The following is an 18214-nucleotide window of genomic DNA, read 5'->3' as shown; positions in this document are numbered from 1 at the left end:
TAGGCTAACGTAAAAAGGGACGCTACTGCGTCCCATAAAATAGTTAAATAAATGCGAACGCATCGCCAAACAGACGATCTTCCCGCGCGTTACGCTCATGACAGAACAGATCGCGGGCGATTTTCGCCATCTCAAAACGTCCGGCAATATAAATATCGTGCCCCGCCAGCGTACCATAATCCTGCAATACCGCCGTAAGTACCGTTCCTGTACGTCCACGCCAGCCTTCTTCCGGCTGCTCGACAACAGGTTCAATACGCAAATTCGGATGGTTAACAGAGAGTGCTTCCAGCTCAGAGAGATCATAGAGGTGCTTTTCTTCGCGACCACCCCAGTAAATGGTAACATCGCGGTTCGGGTTGCGCGCTAACGCCGTCAACAGGATGGAGCGCACATAAGAAAAGCCCGTACCGCCCGCGATCAGAATCAACGGACGCTCTTCATCGTCACGTAGCCAGGCGTCGCCATGCGGAATATCGACGACGATTTCCCGATCTTTCAGAATCCGATCCATGACCGCCATCGCATACAGATTGAGCTCGGAGGCGCCAATGTGTAATTCAATAAACCCTTTCTCGTCCGGCGTTGAAGCCATCGAAAACGGGCGTTTGTCACGCTCGTCCATTACGACCATCAAATACTGACCAGCGCGGAATGAAAACGCCGCGTCCGGCACTAAACGAACCCGATATACGGTATCGGTGATAGCTTCTACCGAGGTCACTTTACAGCTTAAGGTTGTCATGCGCTCCCTCTGTCGGGTGTCGGGTCAATACCGACATTTTTCAAGCCGAGTCGCCGCAGCCTGAAATGTCGATGTCCGCTTTCAGTTATTTAAAGATAGCCAGCTCATCCCAAATCGCATCAATACGCGCGGTAACTTCAGGATCTTTAACAATAGGACGACCCCACTCGCGTTGGGTTTCGCCCGGCCATTTGTTTGTGGCATCCAGCCCCATTTTTGAACCCAGCCCGGAGACCGGCGAGGCAAAATCCAGGTAGTCAATCGGCGTATTTTCAACCAGCACCGTATCCCGCGCAGGGTCCATACGGGTGGTAATCGCCCAGATCACATCATTCCAGTCGCGTGCGTTAACGTCATCATCGCAAACGATAACAAATTTCGTATACATAAACTGGCGCAAAAACGACCAGACGCCCATCATGACGCGTTTCGCATGACCAGCGTACTGCTTTTTCATCGTCACTACCGCCAGGCGGTAAGAACACCCTTCCGGCGGCAGATAAAAGTCGACGATTTCCGGAAACTGTTTTTGCAGAATAGGCACGAAGACTTCATTGAGCGCCACCCCTAATACCGCAGGCTCATCGGGCGGACGCCCGGTATAGGTGGAGTGATAGATGGCATCCTCACGCTGCGTAATATGCGTGACGGTAAAGACCGGAAAGCTATCCACTTCATTATAATAGCCCGTATGATCGCCATACGGTCCTTCCGGCGCCATCTCTCCCGGCTCAATGTAACCTTCAAGGATAATCTCGGCGCTGGCAGGCACTTCCAGATCGTTAGAAAGGCATTTAACCACTTCAGTTTTCGTGCCGCGCAGCAGGCCCGCAAAGGCATACTCCGACAGAGTATCGGGAACAGGAGTCACGGCACCAAGAATCGTCGCCGGATCGGCGCCCAATGCGACGGAGACCGGGAAACGTTCACCCGGACGCGCGGCTAACCACTCCTGAAAATCCAGCGCGCCGCCGCGGTGAGACAGCCAGCGCATAATCAGCTTATTTTTACCTATCAACTGCTGACGATAAATGCCCAGGTTTTGCCGCTCTTTGTGCGGACCACGCGTTACCGTCAGTCCCCAGGTAATCAGCGGCGCGGCGTCGTCCGGCCAACAGGTCATGACTGGAAGACGCGTTAAATCGACATCATCGCCAGACGCGATTTTCTGCTGGCAAGGCGCGCCGCGTAACCGTTTCGTCGGCATATTCAGCACTTGCTTAAACTGCGGCAGCTTGTCAAACAGATCGCGAAAGCCTTTCGGCGGCTCAGGTTCTTTCAGAAACGCTAATAATTTACCCACTTCCCGTAAGGCGGAAACATCATCCTGCCCCATGCCCATCGCCACGCGTTTTGGCGTGCCAAAAAGGTTGCACAGCACCGGCATGGCGTAACCTTTAGGATTTTCAAACAGCAACGCCGGTCCACCCGCACGCAGCGTGCGGTCAGCGATTTCCGTGATTTCCAGATGAGGATCCACAGGTAGCGTGATGCGTTTTAGTTCCCCCTGCTGCTCAAGTAGCGTCAGGAAGTCGCGTAAATCGTGATATTTCATGGCGTCCATTGTAGCCTCTTGGTAAGCGCATCATTATACGGCGTTCATCATCGGGATGCTGTATTTTTGTTAAATTAGCGTGAACTCTGGCAACCAACGCTAATCCAGATACGGCTTAAAGGATGAAGTGTATAATTAACTTCGCGCATGGCTTTTGCTATGCTTGCGCCCCGAACAAGCGGATAAGAGTCATTATGCAATCCTGGTATTTACTGTACTGCAAACGCGGGCAACTTCAGCGTGCTCAGGAACACCTCGAAAGACAAGCGGTAAGTTGCCTGACACCGATGATCACCCTGGAAAAAATGGTACGCGGAAAACGTACCTCCGTCAGCGAACCGCTCTTTCCTAATTATCTGTTCGTTGAATTTGATCCGGAAGTGATACATACCACTACAATCAACGCCACGCGCGGCGTCAGCCATTTTGTGCGCTTTGGCGCGCATCCTGCGATCGTGCCTTCCAGCGTTATTCATCAGCTTTCTATCTACAAGCCCGAAGGCGTTGTCGATCCTGAAACCCCCTATCCCGGCGATAGCGTCATCATCACGGAAGGCGCATTTGAAGGGCTGAAAGCGATTTTTACCGAGCCGGATGGCGAAACGCGTTCGATGTTACTGCTTAATTTACTCAATAAAGAAGTGAAGCAGAGCGTAAAAAACACCGGTTTTCGCAAGATTTAGCTATCGTTCAGAATACGACCTCAAATAAGGTTCTGGCGTTGGCATCTGTCATCGCCGCTAACCATTGCGGATCTTCACCACGCCATAGCGCAATGCGTTCCAGGATGTGAGGCAGATACGCGGGCTCGTTGCGTCGTGACGTTGGTTTCGGCGTAAGATCGCGAGGCAACAGATACGGCGCGTCGGTTTCTATCAGTAGCTTTTCCGCTGGAATAAACGGTAAGAGTTCACGTAGCTCAAGCCCGCGTCGTTCGTCGCAAACCCACCCGGTAATACCGATATAGAGTCCTCTGTCCACACAGTCCTGCATTTGCTGGCGTGAACCGGTAAAGCAGTGCAGTATTGCACCAGGAAGACTATCCAGCCAGGGATCAAGCAATGCCAGAAATCGCTCATGCGCGTCCCGGCAGTGCATAAAGATTGGCATCTGCAATTCGGCGGCAATTTGTAGCTGCGCCTGAAAGGCACGCTCCTGCTCCTGCGGCGTGGAAAAATTGCGATTGAAATCCAGCCCGCACTCACCGATAGCGACGACTTCCGGCTGGTTCGCCAGCGCAATAATGGCGTCTTCAGACGCGGGTGACCACTGACTGCTGTCATGGGGATGGACGCCAGCCGTCGACCAACAATGGGGGTAGCGCCGCGCCAGTTTTAACGCCTGCTGACTTTCATGGATGTTCGTTCCGGTCAGTAGCATACCTTTTACTCCCGCCGCAAACGCACGGGCGACCACATCATCACGATCTTTTGCAAACTGGCTACTGGTTAAATTAACGCCAATATCAAACATGCTTGCCCCCATATGACAACCGCCCTGGCGGGCGGTTGTGTTTAGTCTTCAGTGTGCTCGGCCTTTTCGGTTTCGGCCTCGTTATCTTCGTCGCGCGTCCGTCGCTTACCGACATAAAAGCGTGAGCAGAAAACGCCAATTTCAAACAGGCAGTACATCGGTATCGCCAGCAACGTTTGCGAGAAAACATCTGGCGGCGTAAGCAGCATTCCCACAATGAATGCCCCGACCAGGATATAAGGCCGTTTTTTACGCAAATCTTCTGGCGTGGTGATGCCCATCCAGCACAGCAACACAATCGCCACCGGCACTTCAAAGGCTACGCCAAAGGCCATAAAAAGCGCCATGACAAAGCTAAGATAGCTGGCGATATCTGTCGAAACCTGTACCCCTTCCGGCGCCGTATGCGTCAGGAAACCAAAGGCCAAAGGGAATACGACAAAATAGGCGAAGGCCATACCAATGTAGAAAAGCAGCGAACTGGATACCAGCAGCGGTACGACCAGACGACGCTCATGCTTATACAGCGCCGGGGCGATAAAGGCCCAAACCTGGTACAAAATGACAGGCGCGGATAAGATCAAAGACACCATGAAGGTGAGTTTGATAGGCGTAAAAAACGGCGACGCCACATCCGTCGCAATCATTGTCGCCCCTTGCGGCATCTGTTTAATCAGCGGTGCGGCGACTAAATGATAAATATCATTGGCGAAATAAATTAACGCCAGAAAAATCAGAAGCACTGCGACGATGCAGTTTAGCAGGCGCTTACGCAACTCGATCAGATGCGTGATAAGCGGTTGAGTATCTTCTACAGCCATGTTTACGGTTTATCACTCGACGAGGGGGAAGATTCGACAACAGGCGCAGCGGATTTCTTCTCGGCGTCTATCGTGGCTACGGAAGCGGTTTCCGTCGACTCAGGCACGTTAGCTTTAACGGGCTCCGGCTTTTGTTCCGGCGCGCTCGCCTGTGTTTCAGCGGCGGCAGGGGTGACGCCCTCATGCTGCGTTTCGTTCCCTTTTACCACCGGGTTATGGATGGTATGCGCTTCATCGCTCGCTTGTTCGGGATCGTTAGCGCTGTAGGTGCGTTTCATCGACTCCGCCGCCTGACGCAGTTCATCCATAGATGCTTTCAGCTCGGGAGTCAGATTTTCCAGGCTCGCCTTTTCGACTTTTTTCAGACTGTCCTGGAACTCCTGAAGTTTCAGTTCCTGAGTCAGTTCATTCTGAACCGTTGTCGCAAGGGACCGCAACGCGCGAATCCAGCCCGCTACCGTTTTTACCGCTACTGGCAATCGTTGCGGCCCCAACACAATGAGGCCGATAACGAACACTAACAGCAGTTCGCTAAAACCGATATCAAACACGGATTATACCTGCTCTTTATCTTGGCTTTTAGCGTCTTCCTTTTTCGCTTCGCCTTGCTTATCCGCGATAGATTTAGCGGTAAAATCAGCGTCCTGACTGGTTTTATCCTGTTTGGCATCATCATCGCTCATGGCCTTTTTAAAGCCTTTGATAGACGCGCCAAGATCGGAACCGATGGAACCGAGTTTTTTGGTGCCGAACAGCAGTACGACGATAACGGCAACAATCAACAACTGCCAAATACTGATACCACCCATACATGTTCCTCTGTGATAGATGATGAATTAATAGGGCCGCATTATACACATTATCCTTCGCGCTGCCTCTTTGTTAGCCGCTTTCGCCCGCCCTATTCACATACTTTTACATACGACCGGGACGACATTGACTTGCGGCCTGAGTACTGCCTCGAGTGATAATATGTACCTGCGTGACACAACCGGCGTTGAGCGATAAAAAAATCTCAACGAGTTTTACGCCAGCCAACCAGCCAGACCACTACGCCGCCGACCATGAGCCAGCCAGGCATCAATCCCCATTCAGGGCGGTTGACGAGTAAGAATGACCCGCTCAGTAACAGCGTTGCGCCAATTCCCAATAAATAACGAGACTGACTTTGGCGCACATGGTTTACCTGTAACTCGCGCGCAATCTTATCAACACTGTGCTGTAAATATTTGCCCTGGCGCAAACTGTCGTACACCAGTTCAGGTATTTCTGGCATTTTTTCGACCCAGAACGGCGCTTTTTCTTTAAGAGCCCGCGTGAGAGCCGGAATACCCACCTGATCTTTGATCCAGGACTCAAGAAACGGTTTCGCCGTTTTCCACAAATCAAGCTGAGGATAAAGTTGCCGCCCAACCCCTTCAACATACAATAATGTTTTCTGCAACAACACCAGTTGCGGCTGGACTTCCATGTTAAATCGACGCGCTGTATTGAAAAGGTTTAACAACACATGACCAAACGAGATTTCCGCGAGCGGCTTTTCAAAGATAGGTTCACAGACGGTGCGGATGGCAAACTCAAAATCTTCAACGTTGGTATCTGGCGGAACCCAGCCTGAATCGACATGCAGCTCCGCCACCTTTCGGTAATCGCGATTAAAAAACGCGATAAAGTTTTCAGCCAGATAACGCTTATCTTCTTTGTTTAGCGACCCGACGATACCGCAGTCAATGCCGATATATTGCGGATTTTCAGGGTGTTCATGGCTGACAAAAATATTTCCCGGATGCATGTCCGCATGGAAAAAGCTGTCGCGGAAAACCTGGGTGAAGAAAACTTTAACCCCGCGTTCCGCCAGCAGTTTCATGTTGGTGCCGTTCTTTTCCAGCGCCGCCACATCCGAAACAGGAATGCCGTATATCCGCTCCATCACCATCATGTTCTGGCTACAGTAATTGGAGTACACCTCCGGGATATATAGCATGGGACTATTTTCAAAATTGCGGCGTAACTGAATCGCGTTGGCCGATTCCCGCAGCAGATTCAGCTCATCGATCAGCGTTTTCTCATACTCACGCACCACTTCCGTCGGGCGCAGACGACGCCCATCCGGCAACAGGCGTGGTACCCAGCGAGCAAGGCGATAAATCAGTTTCAGGTCTGCCTGAATTACCGGCAAAATATCCGGGCGAATGACCTTAATAACCACTTCTTTACCGTTTGATTTCAATCGCGCGGTATGTACCTGGGCGATTGACGCCGACGCTAAAGGCTGGATATCAAAGTCGTCAAACCAGGCTTCGACAGGTAGCCCCCCCATCGCCTCTTCAATCTGGGCTTTCGCCAGCCGACCATCGAATGGCGCGACTTTATCCTGGAGCAAAGCGAGCTGATCGGCGATTTGCGGCGGGAACAGGTCACGGCGCGTGGAGAGCATCTGACCAAATTTGATCCAGACCGGTCCCAGCTCTTGCAACGCCAGTCTTAATCGTTCACCCAGCAATTTATCTTTATGCCGGTTTGGCATCCAGAACAGCGAATAGCGCCATAATCGGAGTGGCAGTGTAAGACGCATTCGGGGGATGAGTTCATCAAGGCCGTAGCTTAAAAACGTGCGGATGATGAAATATAGGCGCCGTACTTCACCTGGCGTCATTTGGCCTCCAGTTTTTCCAGCCGTGTGGTCAGAGCATCTACGGCGCGCTCAACAGCCGCGGTTTCTTCGGCAAACCATGCGACTTCCAGCGGGCCAGGCGCCATACGCCACTCTTCAGTGATCGCTTCAGCGGCATAACGCTGCTGGCGTTGAAACCCGTGGCGCAGGAATTTAGCCCCGCCACGCACGACCTTACCGATACTTTCCGCCGCAATATCACCCGTGTATGGCGCCAACAGCTCCGCAGGATCGAATTCGGCGAGATCGGCGAGCGCCACAAAATTTTGCACGACCTGAATATCGCCCTGCACTTCCAGTTCGCCGCTGCGAATAAGCGCGGCCAACTGCTGACGATCGCGTAGTTTTGGCAAAACGCTAGCTTGAGTGATTACCGTACAGTCCGCTTCGCCTTCCCATGCCCCCAGCACATCAACCTGGCGTTCGCTGAATACCAGGACTAATGGCGTCGAAAATCCCTTTAGTTTCACACACAGTACTTTTCCCTGTAAGCGCGTTCTGGCTGATTTCAGCGCTGGCGAACGATACAGAAACGTATTGAGGAGACCTTCAATTCCTGCGGTCACTAAGGGTTTAAAAGGCATTCCACCCTCCTAGAATTTATAACCACGGTGCAATGCCACAACGCCCGCCGTCAGATTGTAATAATCCACGCTCTCAAATCCGGCGTCCTGCATCATGGCTTTTAAGGTATCCTGATCGGGATGCATACGGATGGATTCCGCGAGATACCGATAGCTATCCGCATCGTTCGCGACCATCGAGCCAATACGCGGTAAAATATGGAAAGAATAGGCGTCATACGCTTTACTCAGCGGCTCAATGATAGGCTTGGAAAATTCAAGCACCAGTAAACGTCCGCCGGGTTTCAACACACGGAACATTGACCGCAGCGCTTTTTCTTTTTCCGTTACATTGCGCAAACCAAACGAAATGGTAATGCAATCAAACGTATTATCAGGGAAAGGCAGAGCTTCGGCATTCGCCTGCACATACTCTACGTTGCCGATCACGCCGATATTACGCAGCTTCTCACGCCCCATTTTGAGCATGGAATCATTAATATCCGCCAGGATAACTTTGCCAGTTTCCCCGACCATACGTGAAAATTTCGCGGTAAGATCGCCCGTACCACCCGCTAAATCGAGAACGGTTTGTCCACGACGCACGCCACTGCAATCAATGGTGAAGCGCTTCCACAAACGATGAATGCCAAATGACATTAAGTCATTCATCACATCGTACTTTGACGCCACAGAATGAAAAACGTGGGCCACCATGTCAGCTTTCTGCTCTTTAGCGACGGTCTGAAAGCCAAAGTGCGTCGTTTCTTGTGAATCTTCCACCATCTCAGTGCCTGCTTATCGATAAAAATGTTCAAGAAGTGTAACAGATTGGGCCAATTTGCCCTACTCTGCGCCAGGACTAAACTACTCCGTATGGGTTAACTTAACTGCTGCTTCACCCGTTCATCATTGGGATAATGTTCATCCTGCCGCCCTTCAGGGATCGATCGTAAACGATATTCTTCATCTTGCGTAACGGCCTGTTCCGCTAAATCCGGATTAATCTCGCGTTTGATTTCCACGCCTAGCCCCCGGAAGGCCTCCGCCTGCGCCAAAACGTTGCCACGCCCCGACGCAAGTTTTTTCATCGCCTGGCGGTAGTTATCCTGCGCTTTATCCAGACTCTGACCGATCGCTGACATATCATCAACGAACAACCGCATTTTATCGTAGAGCTTACTGGCTCTGTCTGCGATGTGCTGCGCATTGCGGCTCTGGTGTTCATAGCGCCACAGGTTGGCGATTGTCCGTAACGCCACCAGCAGCGTCGTGGGGCTTACCAGCATAATGTTATTTTTCAGCGCCTCGGTTATCAGTTCGGGCTGTTTATCTAACGCCAGCAGGAAAGCGGGTTCTACGGGGATAAACATCAGAACATAGTCCAGCGAGCGGAGGCCGGGAAGCTGCTGGTAGTCTTTACGCCCCAGTAAGCGAATATGATTGCGCACCGAGGCGATGTGCTCTTGTAAAGCGGCCTCGCGCGTATAGTCATCTTCAGCGTTAAAGTAACGCTCGTAGGCGACCAACGTCATTTTAGCGTCGATGACCACATCTTTGCCCTGCGGCAAGCGGACGATGACATCCGGCTGCATCCGCGAGCGCGCATCGTTCTCAATACTAACCTGGGTTTCGTATTCGTAGCCTTCACGCAGTCCGGATGCCTCCAGCACCCGCGCCAGCACAACTTCGCCCCAGTTTCCTTGCGCCTTATTGTCCCCTTTCAGGGCGCGCGTCAGGTTGATCGCTTCCTGCGCCATTTGCGCGTTAAGCTGCTGCAAATTACGAATTTCGTGCGCCAGCGTATGCCGCTCCTGCGCTTCTTTGCCAAAACTCTCCTGAACCTGGCGGCGAAAACCGTCCAGTTGCTCACGCAGCGGCGTCAGCAGGCTATTCAGGCTTTGTCGGTTTTGTTCGTCTACGCGACGATTACTGTGTTCAAAAATACGGTTCGCCAGATTTTCAAACTGCTCGCTTAAACGCTGTTCGCTGTTGATCATCTGACGGATTTTGTCTTCCGCGTGTTGTTGAGTCGCTTCCAGACGGGTCGTGACTTCACGCAGATCGGCTTCCAGAGAGGTATTGATACTGTGCAGGCTGCGCAGTTCGTTATTAAGTAACTCGCATTCACTGCGCCAGTGCGCTTCTTGCGCTAATTGCTGCCGGGCCGCGCTAAGTTCGATATCCAGCTCACGCCGTTCTTCGATAAGATCGGCGCGGATTTGATCGGCGTGCGCTTTCGTCGCCAGCCAGCCAATCACCACCCCAGCCGCCAGCGCCACGACGGCGCTTATCATAAGAGTAATATCCACAACACCTCTCCTGGAACCACACTGTCCTGCACAAAATAGAATTGTGCTGTATAAACGTCCAGTTTAAAAGGGATTTCCTGCGAGGCGCCACGCAAAAAGAAAAGGCCGAACGCGTCGGCCTTTGCAAAAGAGAGGAGAATTACAGCAGACGACGGGCCGCTTCCACGACGATTTTCACCGCGTGGCTTTCAGTTTGTTTCATCGTTTCCGCATTCGGAATCTCTTGTTGGGTACGGTTGACGATAACGCCCGCCACCATACCTGCGCGTAACCCCTGGCTTGCGCACATGGTTAACAGCGTAGCGGATTCCATTTCGTAGTTCATTACGCCCATCGCCTGCCACTCTTCCATAGAGCCTTTGAAGCGACGAACAACGCGGCCAGAATAGGTGTCGTAACGTTCCTGACCCGGATAGAAAGTGTCGGAAGAGGCGGTTACGCCAACGTGAGTCGTGGCGCCAATCGATTTCGCGGCTTCAACCAGCGCAGTGGTGCAGGCAAAGTCGGCAACCGCCGGGAATTCCATCGGCGCAAAATGCAGGCTCGCCCCATCCAGACGAACGGATGCGGTCGTTACCAGAACGTCGCCGACGTTAATGTGCGGCTGAATAGCCCCCGTGGTGCCGATACGCAAGAAGGTACGAATACCCAGTTGCGCCAGTTCTTCCACGGCAATAGAGGTAGACGGGCCGCCGATACCGGTAGAGCAAACGATAACTGCTTTGCCATCCAGCTCAGCGCGCCAGGAGGTGAATTCGCGGTGAGATGCCAGCTTAACCGGCTTATCCATCAGCGCGGCGATCTTTTCCACACGCTCAGGATCGCCAGGGACGATGGCGAGCTGGGCCCCTTGTAAATCGTTTTTGGTGAGGCCGAGATGAAAAACATCAGACTTGGACATATAAAACTCCTCTGTGAATCGGGTTTGTCAGAAGAAGCAAAAAGACACTTTACCTAAGGCATAAAGATATTTTCGTGACAGCCATCACTATGGTGTAAAACAATTGCACTCGTTTACCATTAAAAAGTGATGCTCATCACAATAAATAATCAATATCGCCAGGCATTGCACAAAAGATAGCCGCTTTAAGGCAATGTGGTTTGTTACACACTGTCTATAGTTAAGATTGCGCTATTTTTTAAGGGTACGGAGAATACCATGACAACGACACATCCATCCGGCTTTGCACCTGCAGCTTCCCCACTTGCCCCTACGATGATTCATACGCCTGATGGGGCCATTAGCGCGGGGATAACGTCGATTCCCTCTCAGGGCGACGATATGCCAGCCTATTACGCCAGACCAAAGGCAAGCGACGGCGCGCTGCCTGTGGTCATTGTGGTACAGGAAATTTTTGGCGTACATGAACACATTCGCGATATTTGCCGACGACTGGCGCTGGAAGGCTATCTCGCTATCGCGCCGGAGCTCTATTTCCGCGAAGGCGACCCCAATGATTTCGCCGATATACCCACATTATTGAGCGGGCTGGTGGCTAAAGTACCCGATTCGCAAGTCCTTGCCGACCTGGATCACGTCGCCAGTTGGGCTTCGCGCAACGGCGGGGATGCGCATCGGCTGATGATCACCGGTTTTTGTTGGGGAGGCCGAATTACCTGGCTGTACGCCGCGCACAACCCACAGTTAAAAGCAGCGGTAGCGTGGTACGGCAAGCTGGTGGGCGACACGTCACTCAATTCGCCGAAGCATCCCGTTGATATCGCCACCGATCTTAACGCGCCGGTACTGGGTTTATACGGCGGGCAGGATACCAGTATTCCACAGGAGAGCGTGGAAACCATGCGTCAGGCGCTACGCGCCGCTAATGCGAAGGCGGAAATCGTGGTCTATACCGATGCAGGGCACGCGTTTAATGCCGATTATCGTCCGGGCTACCACGAAGCCTCAGCGAAAGACGGCTGGCAAAGAATGCTGGAATGGTTCGCGCAGTACGGTGGGAAAAAAGGCTAACCACAGCGCATTACGATGTTTGTTGGGCCTACGAGACCGGAGTCGGTGTAGGCTCAACAAAGCGTCATCGCCACGTTAGCTATGCTTTACCACAGCATTTTTTATATTTTTTGCCGCTGCCGCAGGGACAGAGATGGTTACGACTGACAGCTCCTGTGTCTTTACGCGCGTCCTGCGCCAGCCAGCGCATGATCGATGCCATCGGATAGCCTTGCGCCAGCAGCTCCCGCCAGACATTCATATACGGCGTAACGTGCTGGAAAAAATGCTTATAGCCCGCACACAAGTAATTATGCGCAGGATGACCGGACGGCGAGACGGCAAAGCGATGCTTCGGACAGCCGCCATGACACGCAAAGCGGTAGTCACAGCGACGACAATCGGCGGTCAGGGTCTCCCGCTTGGCCTCGCCAAACACAATAGCCCGCTCGCTATTATTTAAGGTTTTGATGCTGTGCTGGTGGATATTCCCCAGCAGATGTTCCGGGTAGACAAAGTGGTCGCAGTTGTAGAGATCGCCGTTCGACTCCAACGCGAAGGCATGTCCACAAGTCTCGGAATGTACACACAGTACCGGCTGCTGCGCCGTCCAGGCGGCTAACGCCACGTCAAACATCTGCACATAGACGCGGTCTACGTCGCGACGAACCCAGATATCAAAGATCTGGTTGAGAAATTCGCCATATTGCCACGACGGTACCGTCCATGGCGCCAGCTTTGCCGCGCTTTCGCCGGGCATCACCAGATTAAGTACCGATGAGTTATCGGTGCTCATTCGCTCTACCAGCGGGATAAACTGAATAAAACGCGATCCCGCCGCCAGAAGAAATTCGTAGACGTCTGCTGCATGACCGACGTTATGTTTTCCCACGACGGTTAAGGTATTAAAGTCGACATGGTGCGCTTTAAGCCGCGCCATGGCTGCGACGACCTGTTCATGAGTTCCTTTTCCAGCGCGATTAAGCCGATAGTGGTTGTGTAACGACGCCGGACCGTCGATAGAGAGACCGATGAGAAAATGCTGTTCAGCGAAAAAGCGCGCCCACTCGTCATTCACCAGGATGCCGTTCGTCTGCAACGCATGAGTGATTTTTCGCCCATCGCCGTACTTTTCACATAATGCGACAACCCGACGGAAAAACGGTAGTCCCATCATGGTCGGTTCGCCGCCCTGCCAGGCAAAGTCAATGCGGTCGCCACTCTGCGCGGCAATATGCTGGCGTATAAATTGTTCCAGCGTCTCGTCCGACATCCGCCAGTTTTTATTGCGTTCCGGGTACAGCGCCTCTTTTTCAAGATAGAAGCAATATGTGCAATCAATATTGCAGATCGCGCCGCCGGGTTTGGCCATTACGTGACAACCTGCTACCGCCATGTCAGACATCTCCGTTAAAAAATAAGGTTCACCAGCGCCATGAGACAATGCGACGTTTATCGTCGCCAGGGAACATAACAGAATGGAAAACCTCGTTTTGTGCTATGAGAGCGCTGGGCGATCATGACAGGAAAAACGATCTGCGAGGCAATAAAATCCGCCGCGCTGCTTCCGGGGACGCTATCCGCCTGGTTGTCATTCATACGGAGAACCTTTTTATTATCAAGATCGCCAAATAGCCAGATCCTGAAAAAGACAGCGCGGAAAATAAGAAAAAGGGAAATGAGAAAAAAGAGGAGATAGAGGCGCTGTTAATCAGGTCAGGCACGGGCGCTACCCGTCAAAGGGTAGCACCGCATTGCTGCCGGATAAACGCAGCGGCCAGGATGGGTTATTTCGCCTGACGCAGATTGTGCGCCGCTTTGACCATGTTCGCTAACGCCGCGCGGGTTTCCGGCCAACCGCGAGTTTTCAGACCGCAGTCCGGATTCACCCACAGGCGTTGTGCCGGAATACGTTGTGCCGCCTTCTTCAGCAGGGCTTCAATCCACTCGACGCTCGGCACGTTCGGCGAGTGAATATCGTACACGCCCGGCCCGATTTCGTTCGGGTAGTCGAACGCTTCGAACGACTCCAGCAACTCCATATCCGAGCGGGAGGTCTCAATGGTGATCACATCCGCATCCAGCGCGGCGATCGAATCCATAATGTCGTTGAACTCGCAGTAACACATGTGGGTGTGGATCTGGGTTTCATCCTTCGCCACCGCCGCGTTGATGCGGAAGGCTTCCACACCCCATTCCAGATAGGCGTCCCAGTCGCTGCGACGCAGCGGTAGACCTTCGCGCAGCGCCGGTTCGTCGATCTGAATAATCCCAATCCCCGCCGCCTCCAGATCCGCAACTTCATCACGCAGCGCCAGCGCAATCTGTTTCGCAATCGTTTCGCGGGTCACGTCTTCGCGGGGGAATGACCAGCAAAGAATAGTCACCGGGCCGGTCAACATCCCTTTTACCGGCTTGTCGGTCAGCGACTGGGCATATTTCGCCCACTCCACGGTAATCGGTGCCGGACGGCTGATATCGCCAATCACTACCGGAGGTTTCACACAGCGGGAGCCATAGCTTTGCACCCAACCATTCTGGGTAAAGACGAAGCCGTCCAGATGCTCGCCGAAGTATTCCACCATGTCGTTTCGCTCGGCTTCGCCGTGTACCAGCACATCCAGCCCTAAACGCTCCTGCTCGATGATAGCCTGTTTGATATGTTCGGCGATGCCGGTGCGGTAGTTATTCGCGTCGAGGTTGCCCTTTTTGAAGTCCAGACGCAGGCCGCGAATTTCCGTGGTTTGCGGAAACGAACCGATAGTCGTCGTCGGCCAGGCGGGAAGTTTAAAGCGGGCGCGTTGCGCTTCAGCGCGCACCTCATACGGATTCTCACGCTGGCTGTCCTGCGCGGTGATCGCCGCCAGGCGTTTTTCTACCGCGGCATTATGTACGCGACGGGAGTGACGACGAGCCTGAATCGGTGCGCTCCATTCCTCAAGCGCCGCCGTTTCGCCGCTGTTCAGCGCATCGCGCAGCAACGCCAGTTCACCGCATTTTTGCAGCGCAAAGGCAAACCAGCTTTTAACTTCCGTATCCAGACGCGTTTCGACGCTGAGATCGATCGGGCTGTGCAGCAAAGAGCAGGAGGATGCTACCCACAGCGCGCGTTTGCCCACAAGGGCGTTAATCTGCGCGTATTTTTCGGTCAAATCGGCGCGCCAGACATTACGCCCGTTAATCAAGCCTGCGGAAAGCAGCCAGTCGACCGGCAGACGTTGATGCAGTTCCGCTACATCATCTTTGCCATGAATGAGGTCAACATGTAGCCCCTGTACCGGTAGCGCGATAATAGTGTCCAGGTTTGGCGTCACGCCTTCAAAATAGGTCGTAAGCAACAGCTTCACCTGGCCGGCAAGCGCGTCGTAAGCCGGTTTGAAGGCATCCAGCCACGCCTGCGGCAGTTCCAGCACCAGCGCTGGCTCATCAATTTGGACCCACTCAATACCACGTTTTGCCAGTTCAGCCAGTACGTGCTGATACACCGGCAAAATGTCTTTCAGCAACGTCAGGCGGTCAAACGGCTCGCCTTTCACTTTACCCAGCCACAGATACGTGACAGGCCCCAGCAGTACGGGTTTGATCTTATGCCCCAGCGCCAGCGCTTCGTCCACTTCCTCCAGCAACTGTGTCCAGGTGAGTCTGAACTGCTGGTCTTTGCTGAACTCCGGTACTATGTAGTGATAGTTAGTATTAAACCATTTGGTCATTTCCGCTGCCGCCGCCGGTTCGCCGGTTGGCGCGCGACCGCGGCCAATGCGGAACAGAGTGTCGATGTCCACGGAACCATCGTTGTTCTGATGACGAGCCGGCACATTGCCTAACAGCAGGCTGGTGGTCAGAACATGGTCGTACCAGGCAAAGTCGCCTACCGGTAACAGGTCAATACCCGCTTGTTTCTGCTGTTCCCAGTGACGCGCGCGCAGTTCGCGGCCCACCGCCAGTAACGCTTCACGCGTTGAGTTCCCCGCCCAGTAGCTCTCTTGCGCTTTTTTCAACTCGCGACGCAGGCCAACGCGAGGAAAACCGAGGGTATGAGTCAATATTGTCATTTTACTTCCTCTCTTATTTTATTGAATCTGAAAGTAAAACTCTAAATAGTTCGGCTTGCAGGAAGGCGGCGACACAGCGCATCCCCAGGAGCTTACTGAAGTAAGTGACTGGGGTAAGCAAGGAAGCCAACGCATCTGCAAGTCGAAATATGACGAGTTTTAGACGTCTGGATGTTTACACATCCATAATGTAAAGGTACTGTATATTCCTCAAGCGCAATTTGTTCATGGCGAAGTGAAGGACTTTCATGATCGAAATTAAACATCTGAAAACACTCCAGGCATTGCGGAATAGTGGATCGCTGGCTGCCGCGGCGGCGGTGCTACACCAGACCCAATCCGCTCTGTCTCATCAGTTCAGCGATCTGGAACAACGCCTTGGCTTCCGCCTGTTCGTGCGTAAAAGCCAGCCGCTGCGCTTTACGCCGCAGGGGGAAGTTCTGCTGCAACTGGCAAACCAGGTGCTGCCGCAAATCAGCCGTGCGCTGCAGGCGTGCAACGAACCGCAGCAAACTCGTCTGCGCATCGCTATTGAATGTCATAGCTGTATTCAGTGGCTGACCCCGGCGCTGGAAAACTTCCGTGCAAGCTGGCCGCAGGTAGAAATGGATTTCACATCCGGCGTCACTTTTGATCCGCAACCGGCCTTGCAACAAGGCGAGCTGGATTTGGTGATGACGTCGGATATTTTGCCGCGCAGCGGGCTGCATTATTCGCCGATGTTTGATTTTGAAGTCCGACTGGTGCTGGCGCCCGACCATCCGCTGGCCAGCAAAACGCAGATTACGCCGGAAGATTTAGCCAGCGAAACGCTGTTGATTTACCCGGTGCAGCGCAGCCGACTGGATGTCTGGCGACATTTCCTGCAACCGGCGGGTATCAGTCCGCTGCTGAAAAGCGTGGATAATACGCTACTGCTGATTCAGATGGTGGCGGCCAGAATGGGCATTGCCGCCCTGCCGCACTGGGTGGTGGAAAGCGTTGAGCGCCAGGGTCTGGTGGTGACCAAAACCCTGGGTGATGGTCTGTGGAGCCGCCTGTATGCCGCCGTGCGCGACGGCGACCAGCGTCAGGCGGTGACCGAGGCGTTTATTCGCTCGACGCGGGATCACGCCTGCGATCATCTGCCGTTTGTGCGGAGCGCGGAGCGACCCATTTTCGATGCACCCACAGCGAAGCCAGGATCACAGCCGCGCCTGTAATAAAGCTTGGCCAGTGGGGCTGCTGATGCCAGATGGCAAGATTAACCAGTAGTCCTGCAGGAACATGCATATTATTCATGATACCCAGAGTCCCGGCGTCTACCTGGGTAGCGCCATAGTTCCACATAAAGTAGCCAATGCCGGACGCCACCACGCCGAGAAACACCAGAATGCTCCATTGCAGCGTGGTTTCCGGCAGCTTTTGCGCGTTCCCCAACAGCGACCACGCCACCGCCGCCACCAAAAACGCCCCCAGATAGAACCATGCAAAGGCGTTGTGCTGCGGCATGGGACGGGTCTCCATCAGACGTTTATACCCCACCATTCCGATAGCGAAACTGATATTAGAAAGCTGCACCAGGAGCAAACCGACCCAAAAATGGTCGGTCACGCGATCGTAGCGAATAATCCCGGCGCCAATCACCGCCAGCAACGCGCTAAATGCATAGCCCCAGCGCAAACGACGCTGACTCATCACATCGTAAATCAACGTGATATAGAGCGGCGTCAGAACGGTAAACAGCAACAGTTCGGATACGGTCAGGTAGAGGTAAGCATGGAAGCTCAACATATACATGATGCCAAGCTGCATCGCCCCCACCAGCATATACAGGCTGATGGTTTTTAGGTTGTGCCCGCGAGTACGCAAAAACGGCAGAAAAACGAGCGCCGCCAGCCCAACGCGTATCAGCACCGCGAAATAGCTATCGACATGCCCGGCAAGATACTCGCCAAATAGACTAAAGGAGAAAGCCCACAGGATAGTGGTAATGATGAGTAGCGCCACAATGGATGTCTCTTAAAACAGGAAACACCCATTGTAGCGGAGAGTAAAGTTGACAACTGGTCAACTAACAAACAATCAC

Annotated in this window: 17 protein-coding genes; 3 read left to right on the top strand and 14 right to left on the bottom strand. The window is 53.2% G+C overall.

Features of this window, described 5'->3' with window-relative positions; translation table 11 throughout:
- Positions 1 to 43 precede the first annotated feature (43 nt).
- Positions 44 to 745 (bottom strand): NAD(P)H-flavin reductase, encoded by a 702-nt coding sequence (gene fre / locus ACLJPQ_RS20535; RefSeq protein ID WP_000209832.1) that lies wholly within the window; start codon positions 743 to 745, stop codon positions 44 to 46.
- Positions 746 to 830: 85 nt separating this feature from the next.
- Positions 831 to 2309: a 4-hydroxy-3-polyprenylbenzoate decarboxylase gene (gene ubiD, locus ACLJPQ_RS20530; RefSeq protein WP_000339764.1), complete on the bottom strand. Its 1479-nt coding sequence runs from the start codon at positions 2307 to 2309 to the stop codon at positions 831 to 833.
- A 185-nt stretch (positions 2310 to 2494) separates the two neighbouring features.
- Between ubiD and rfaH the strand changes: the two genes are divergently transcribed.
- The gene (gene rfaH, locus ACLJPQ_RS20525; protein ID WP_001192410.1) at positions 2495 to 2983 is read left to right on the top strand and encodes a transcription/translation regulatory transformer protein RfaH; all 489 of its coding nucleotides are present in this window, start codon (positions 2495 to 2497) and stop codon (positions 2981 to 2983) included.
- Positions 2984 to 2990: 7 nt separating this feature from the next.
- Here the strand turns inward: rfaH and tatD are convergent, their stop codons facing one another.
- The 9 genes from tatD to udp all read right to left on the bottom strand — a co-directional run bounded on the left by tatD (position 2991) and on the right by udp (position 11044).
- The gene (gene tatD / locus ACLJPQ_RS20520) at positions 2991 to 3773 is read right to left on the bottom strand and encodes a 3'-5' ssDNA/RNA exonuclease TatD (RefSeq protein ID WP_023241746.1); all 783 of its coding nucleotides are present in this window, start codon (positions 3771 to 3773) and stop codon (positions 2991 to 2993) included.
- Between the two features lie 41 nt (positions 3774 to 3814).
- Positions 3815 to 4594 carry a Sec-independent protein translocase subunit TatC gene (gene tatC / locus ACLJPQ_RS20515; protein ID WP_000257554.1) on the bottom strand — a complete coding sequence of 260 codons (780 nt, stop codon included), beginning with the start codon at positions 4592 to 4594 and terminating at the stop codon, positions 3815 to 3817.
- Between the two features lie 2 nt (positions 4595 to 4596).
- A complete protein-coding gene (gene tatB / locus ACLJPQ_RS20510; protein WP_000459612.1) occupies positions 4597 to 5145 on the bottom strand; it encodes a Sec-independent protein translocase protein TatB in 549 nt (182 codons plus the stop codon).
- A gap of 3 nt (positions 5146 to 5148) precedes the next feature.
- Entirely contained in the window at positions 5149 to 5403 is a 255-nt protein-coding gene (tatA, locus tag ACLJPQ_RS20505) for a Sec-independent protein translocase subunit TatA (RefSeq protein WP_000508972.1), read from the bottom strand.
- A gap of 206 nt (positions 5404 to 5609) precedes the next feature.
- Positions 5610 to 7250, bottom strand: a complete 1641-nt coding sequence (gene ubiB / locus ACLJPQ_RS20500; protein WP_080185135.1) for a ubiquinone biosynthesis regulatory protein kinase UbiB — start codon at positions 7248 to 7250, stop codon at positions 5610 to 5612.
- Positions 7247 to 7852, bottom strand: coding sequence for a ubiquinone biosynthesis protein UbiJ (ubiJ, locus tag ACLJPQ_RS20495; RefSeq protein ID WP_001116092.1), 606 nt, complete (start codon positions 7850 to 7852; stop codon positions 7247 to 7249). Before ubiJ ends, ubiB begins: the two co-directional genes overlap by 4 nt.
- Positions 7853 to 7861: 9 nt before the next feature.
- Positions 7862 to 8617 (bottom strand): bifunctional demethylmenaquinone methyltransferase/2-methoxy-6-polyprenyl-1,4-benzoquinol methylase UbiE, encoded by a 756-nt coding sequence (gene ubiE / locus ACLJPQ_RS20490; RefSeq protein ID WP_000229009.1) that lies wholly within the window; start codon positions 8615 to 8617, stop codon positions 7862 to 7864.
- Positions 8618 to 8712: 95 nt separating this feature from the next.
- Entirely contained in the window at positions 8713 to 10143 is a 1431-nt protein-coding gene (gene rmuC / locus ACLJPQ_RS20485) for a DNA recombination protein RmuC (protein ID WP_000355567.1), read from the bottom strand.
- Positions 10144 to 10282: 139 nt separating this feature from the next.
- Positions 10283 to 11044 carry a uridine phosphorylase gene (gene udp / locus ACLJPQ_RS20480; RefSeq protein WP_000045169.1) on the bottom strand — a complete coding sequence of 254 codons (762 nt, stop codon included), beginning with the start codon at positions 11042 to 11044 and terminating at the stop codon, positions 10283 to 10285.
- A 258-nt stretch (positions 11045 to 11302) separates the two neighbouring features.
- Here udp and ACLJPQ_RS20475 point away from each other — a divergent pair, with 258 nt between their 5' ends.
- Entirely contained in the window at positions 11303 to 12115 is an 813-nt protein-coding gene (locus tag ACLJPQ_RS20475) for a dienelactone hydrolase family protein (protein ID WP_080185136.1), read from the top strand.
- Positions 12116 to 12194: 79 nt separating this feature from the next.
- On the opposite strand, the gene ACLJPQ_RS20470 is transcribed toward ACLJPQ_RS20475, so the two are convergent.
- Positions 12195 to 13538: an anaerobic sulfatase maturase gene (locus tag ACLJPQ_RS20470; protein WP_000017943.1), complete on the bottom strand. Its 1344-nt coding sequence runs from the start codon at positions 13536 to 13538 to the stop codon at positions 12195 to 12197.
- A 343-nt stretch (positions 13539 to 13881) separates the two neighbouring features.
- On the bottom strand, positions 13882 to 16146 hold the full coding sequence (gene metE / locus ACLJPQ_RS20465) for a 5-methyltetrahydropteroyltriglutamate--homocysteine S-methyltransferase (RefSeq protein ID WP_079973742.1): 2265 nt from the start codon (positions 16144 to 16146) through the stop codon (positions 13882 to 13884).
- Positions 16147 to 16394: 248 nt separating this feature from the next.
- Between metE and metR the strand changes: the two genes are divergently transcribed.
- Positions 16395 to 17348 (top strand): HTH-type transcriptional regulator MetR, encoded by a 954-nt coding sequence (metR, locus tag ACLJPQ_RS20460; protein WP_000569786.1) that lies wholly within the window; start codon positions 16395 to 16397, stop codon positions 17346 to 17348.
- Here the strand turns inward: metR and ACLJPQ_RS20455 are convergent.
- A complete protein-coding gene (locus tag ACLJPQ_RS20455) occupies positions 17236 to 18135 on the bottom strand; it encodes a carboxylate/amino acid/amine transporter (protein WP_001196257.1) in 900 nt (299 codons plus the stop codon). The genes metR and ACLJPQ_RS20455 overlap by 113 nt on opposite strands.
- Between the last annotated feature and the right edge of the window lie 79 nt (positions 18136 to 18214).

It is taken from the genome of Salmonella sp. SAL04213, from assembly GCF_046550535.1.
Lineage (GTDB): Bacteria > Pseudomonadota > Gammaproteobacteria > Enterobacterales > Enterobacteriaceae > Salmonella > Salmonella enterica.
The sequence above is the reverse complement of the archived record's forward strand: the minus strand, read 5'-3'. Positions and strand labels throughout refer to the sequence as shown.

Coding starts and splice junctions, on each gene's coding strand:
- ubiE (WP_000229009.1), bottom strand. CDS start 8,617: ATGGTGGAAGATTCACAAGAAACGACGCACTTTGGCTTTCAGACCGTC.
- ubiD (WP_000339764.1), bottom strand. CDS start 2,309: ATGGACGCCATGAAATATCACGATTTACGCGACTTCCTGACGCTACTT.
- tatC (WP_000257554.1), bottom strand. CDS start 4,594: ATGGCTGTAGAAGATACTCAACCGCTTATCACGCATCTGATCGAGTTG.
- udp (WP_000045169.1), bottom strand. CDS start 11,044: ATGTCCAAGTCTGATGTTTTTCATCTCGGCCTCACCAAAAACGATTTA.
- ubiJ (WP_001116092.1), bottom strand. CDS start 7,852: ATGCCTTTTAAACCCTTAGTGACCGCAGGAATTGAAGGTCTCCTCAAT.
- tatD (WP_023241746.1), bottom strand. CDS start 3,773: ATGTTTGATATTGGCGTTAATTTAACCAGTAGCCAGTTTGCAAAAGAT.
- metR (WP_000569786.1), top strand. CDS start 16,395: ATGATCGAAATTAAACATCTGAAAACACTCCAGGCATTGCGGAATAGT.
- ACLJPQ_RS20475 (WP_080185136.1), top strand. CDS start 11,303: ATGACAACGACACATCCATCCGGCTTTGCACCTGCAGCTTCCCCACTT.
- metE (WP_079973742.1), bottom strand. CDS start 16,146: ATGACAATATTGACTCATACCCTCGGTTTTCCTCGCGTTGGCCTGCGT.
- rfaH (WP_001192410.1), top strand. CDS start 2,495: ATGCAATCCTGGTATTTACTGTACTGCAAACGCGGGCAACTTCAGCGT.
- tatA (WP_000508972.1), bottom strand. CDS start 5,403: ATGGGTGGTATCAGTATTTGGCAGTTGTTGATTGTTGCCGTTATCGTC.
- fre (WP_000209832.1), bottom strand. CDS start 745: ATGACAACCTTAAGCTGTAAAGTGACCTCGGTAGAAGCTATCACCGAT.
- ubiB (WP_080185135.1), bottom strand. CDS start 7,250: ATGACGCCAGGTGAAGTACGGCGCCTATATTTCATCATCCGCACGTTT.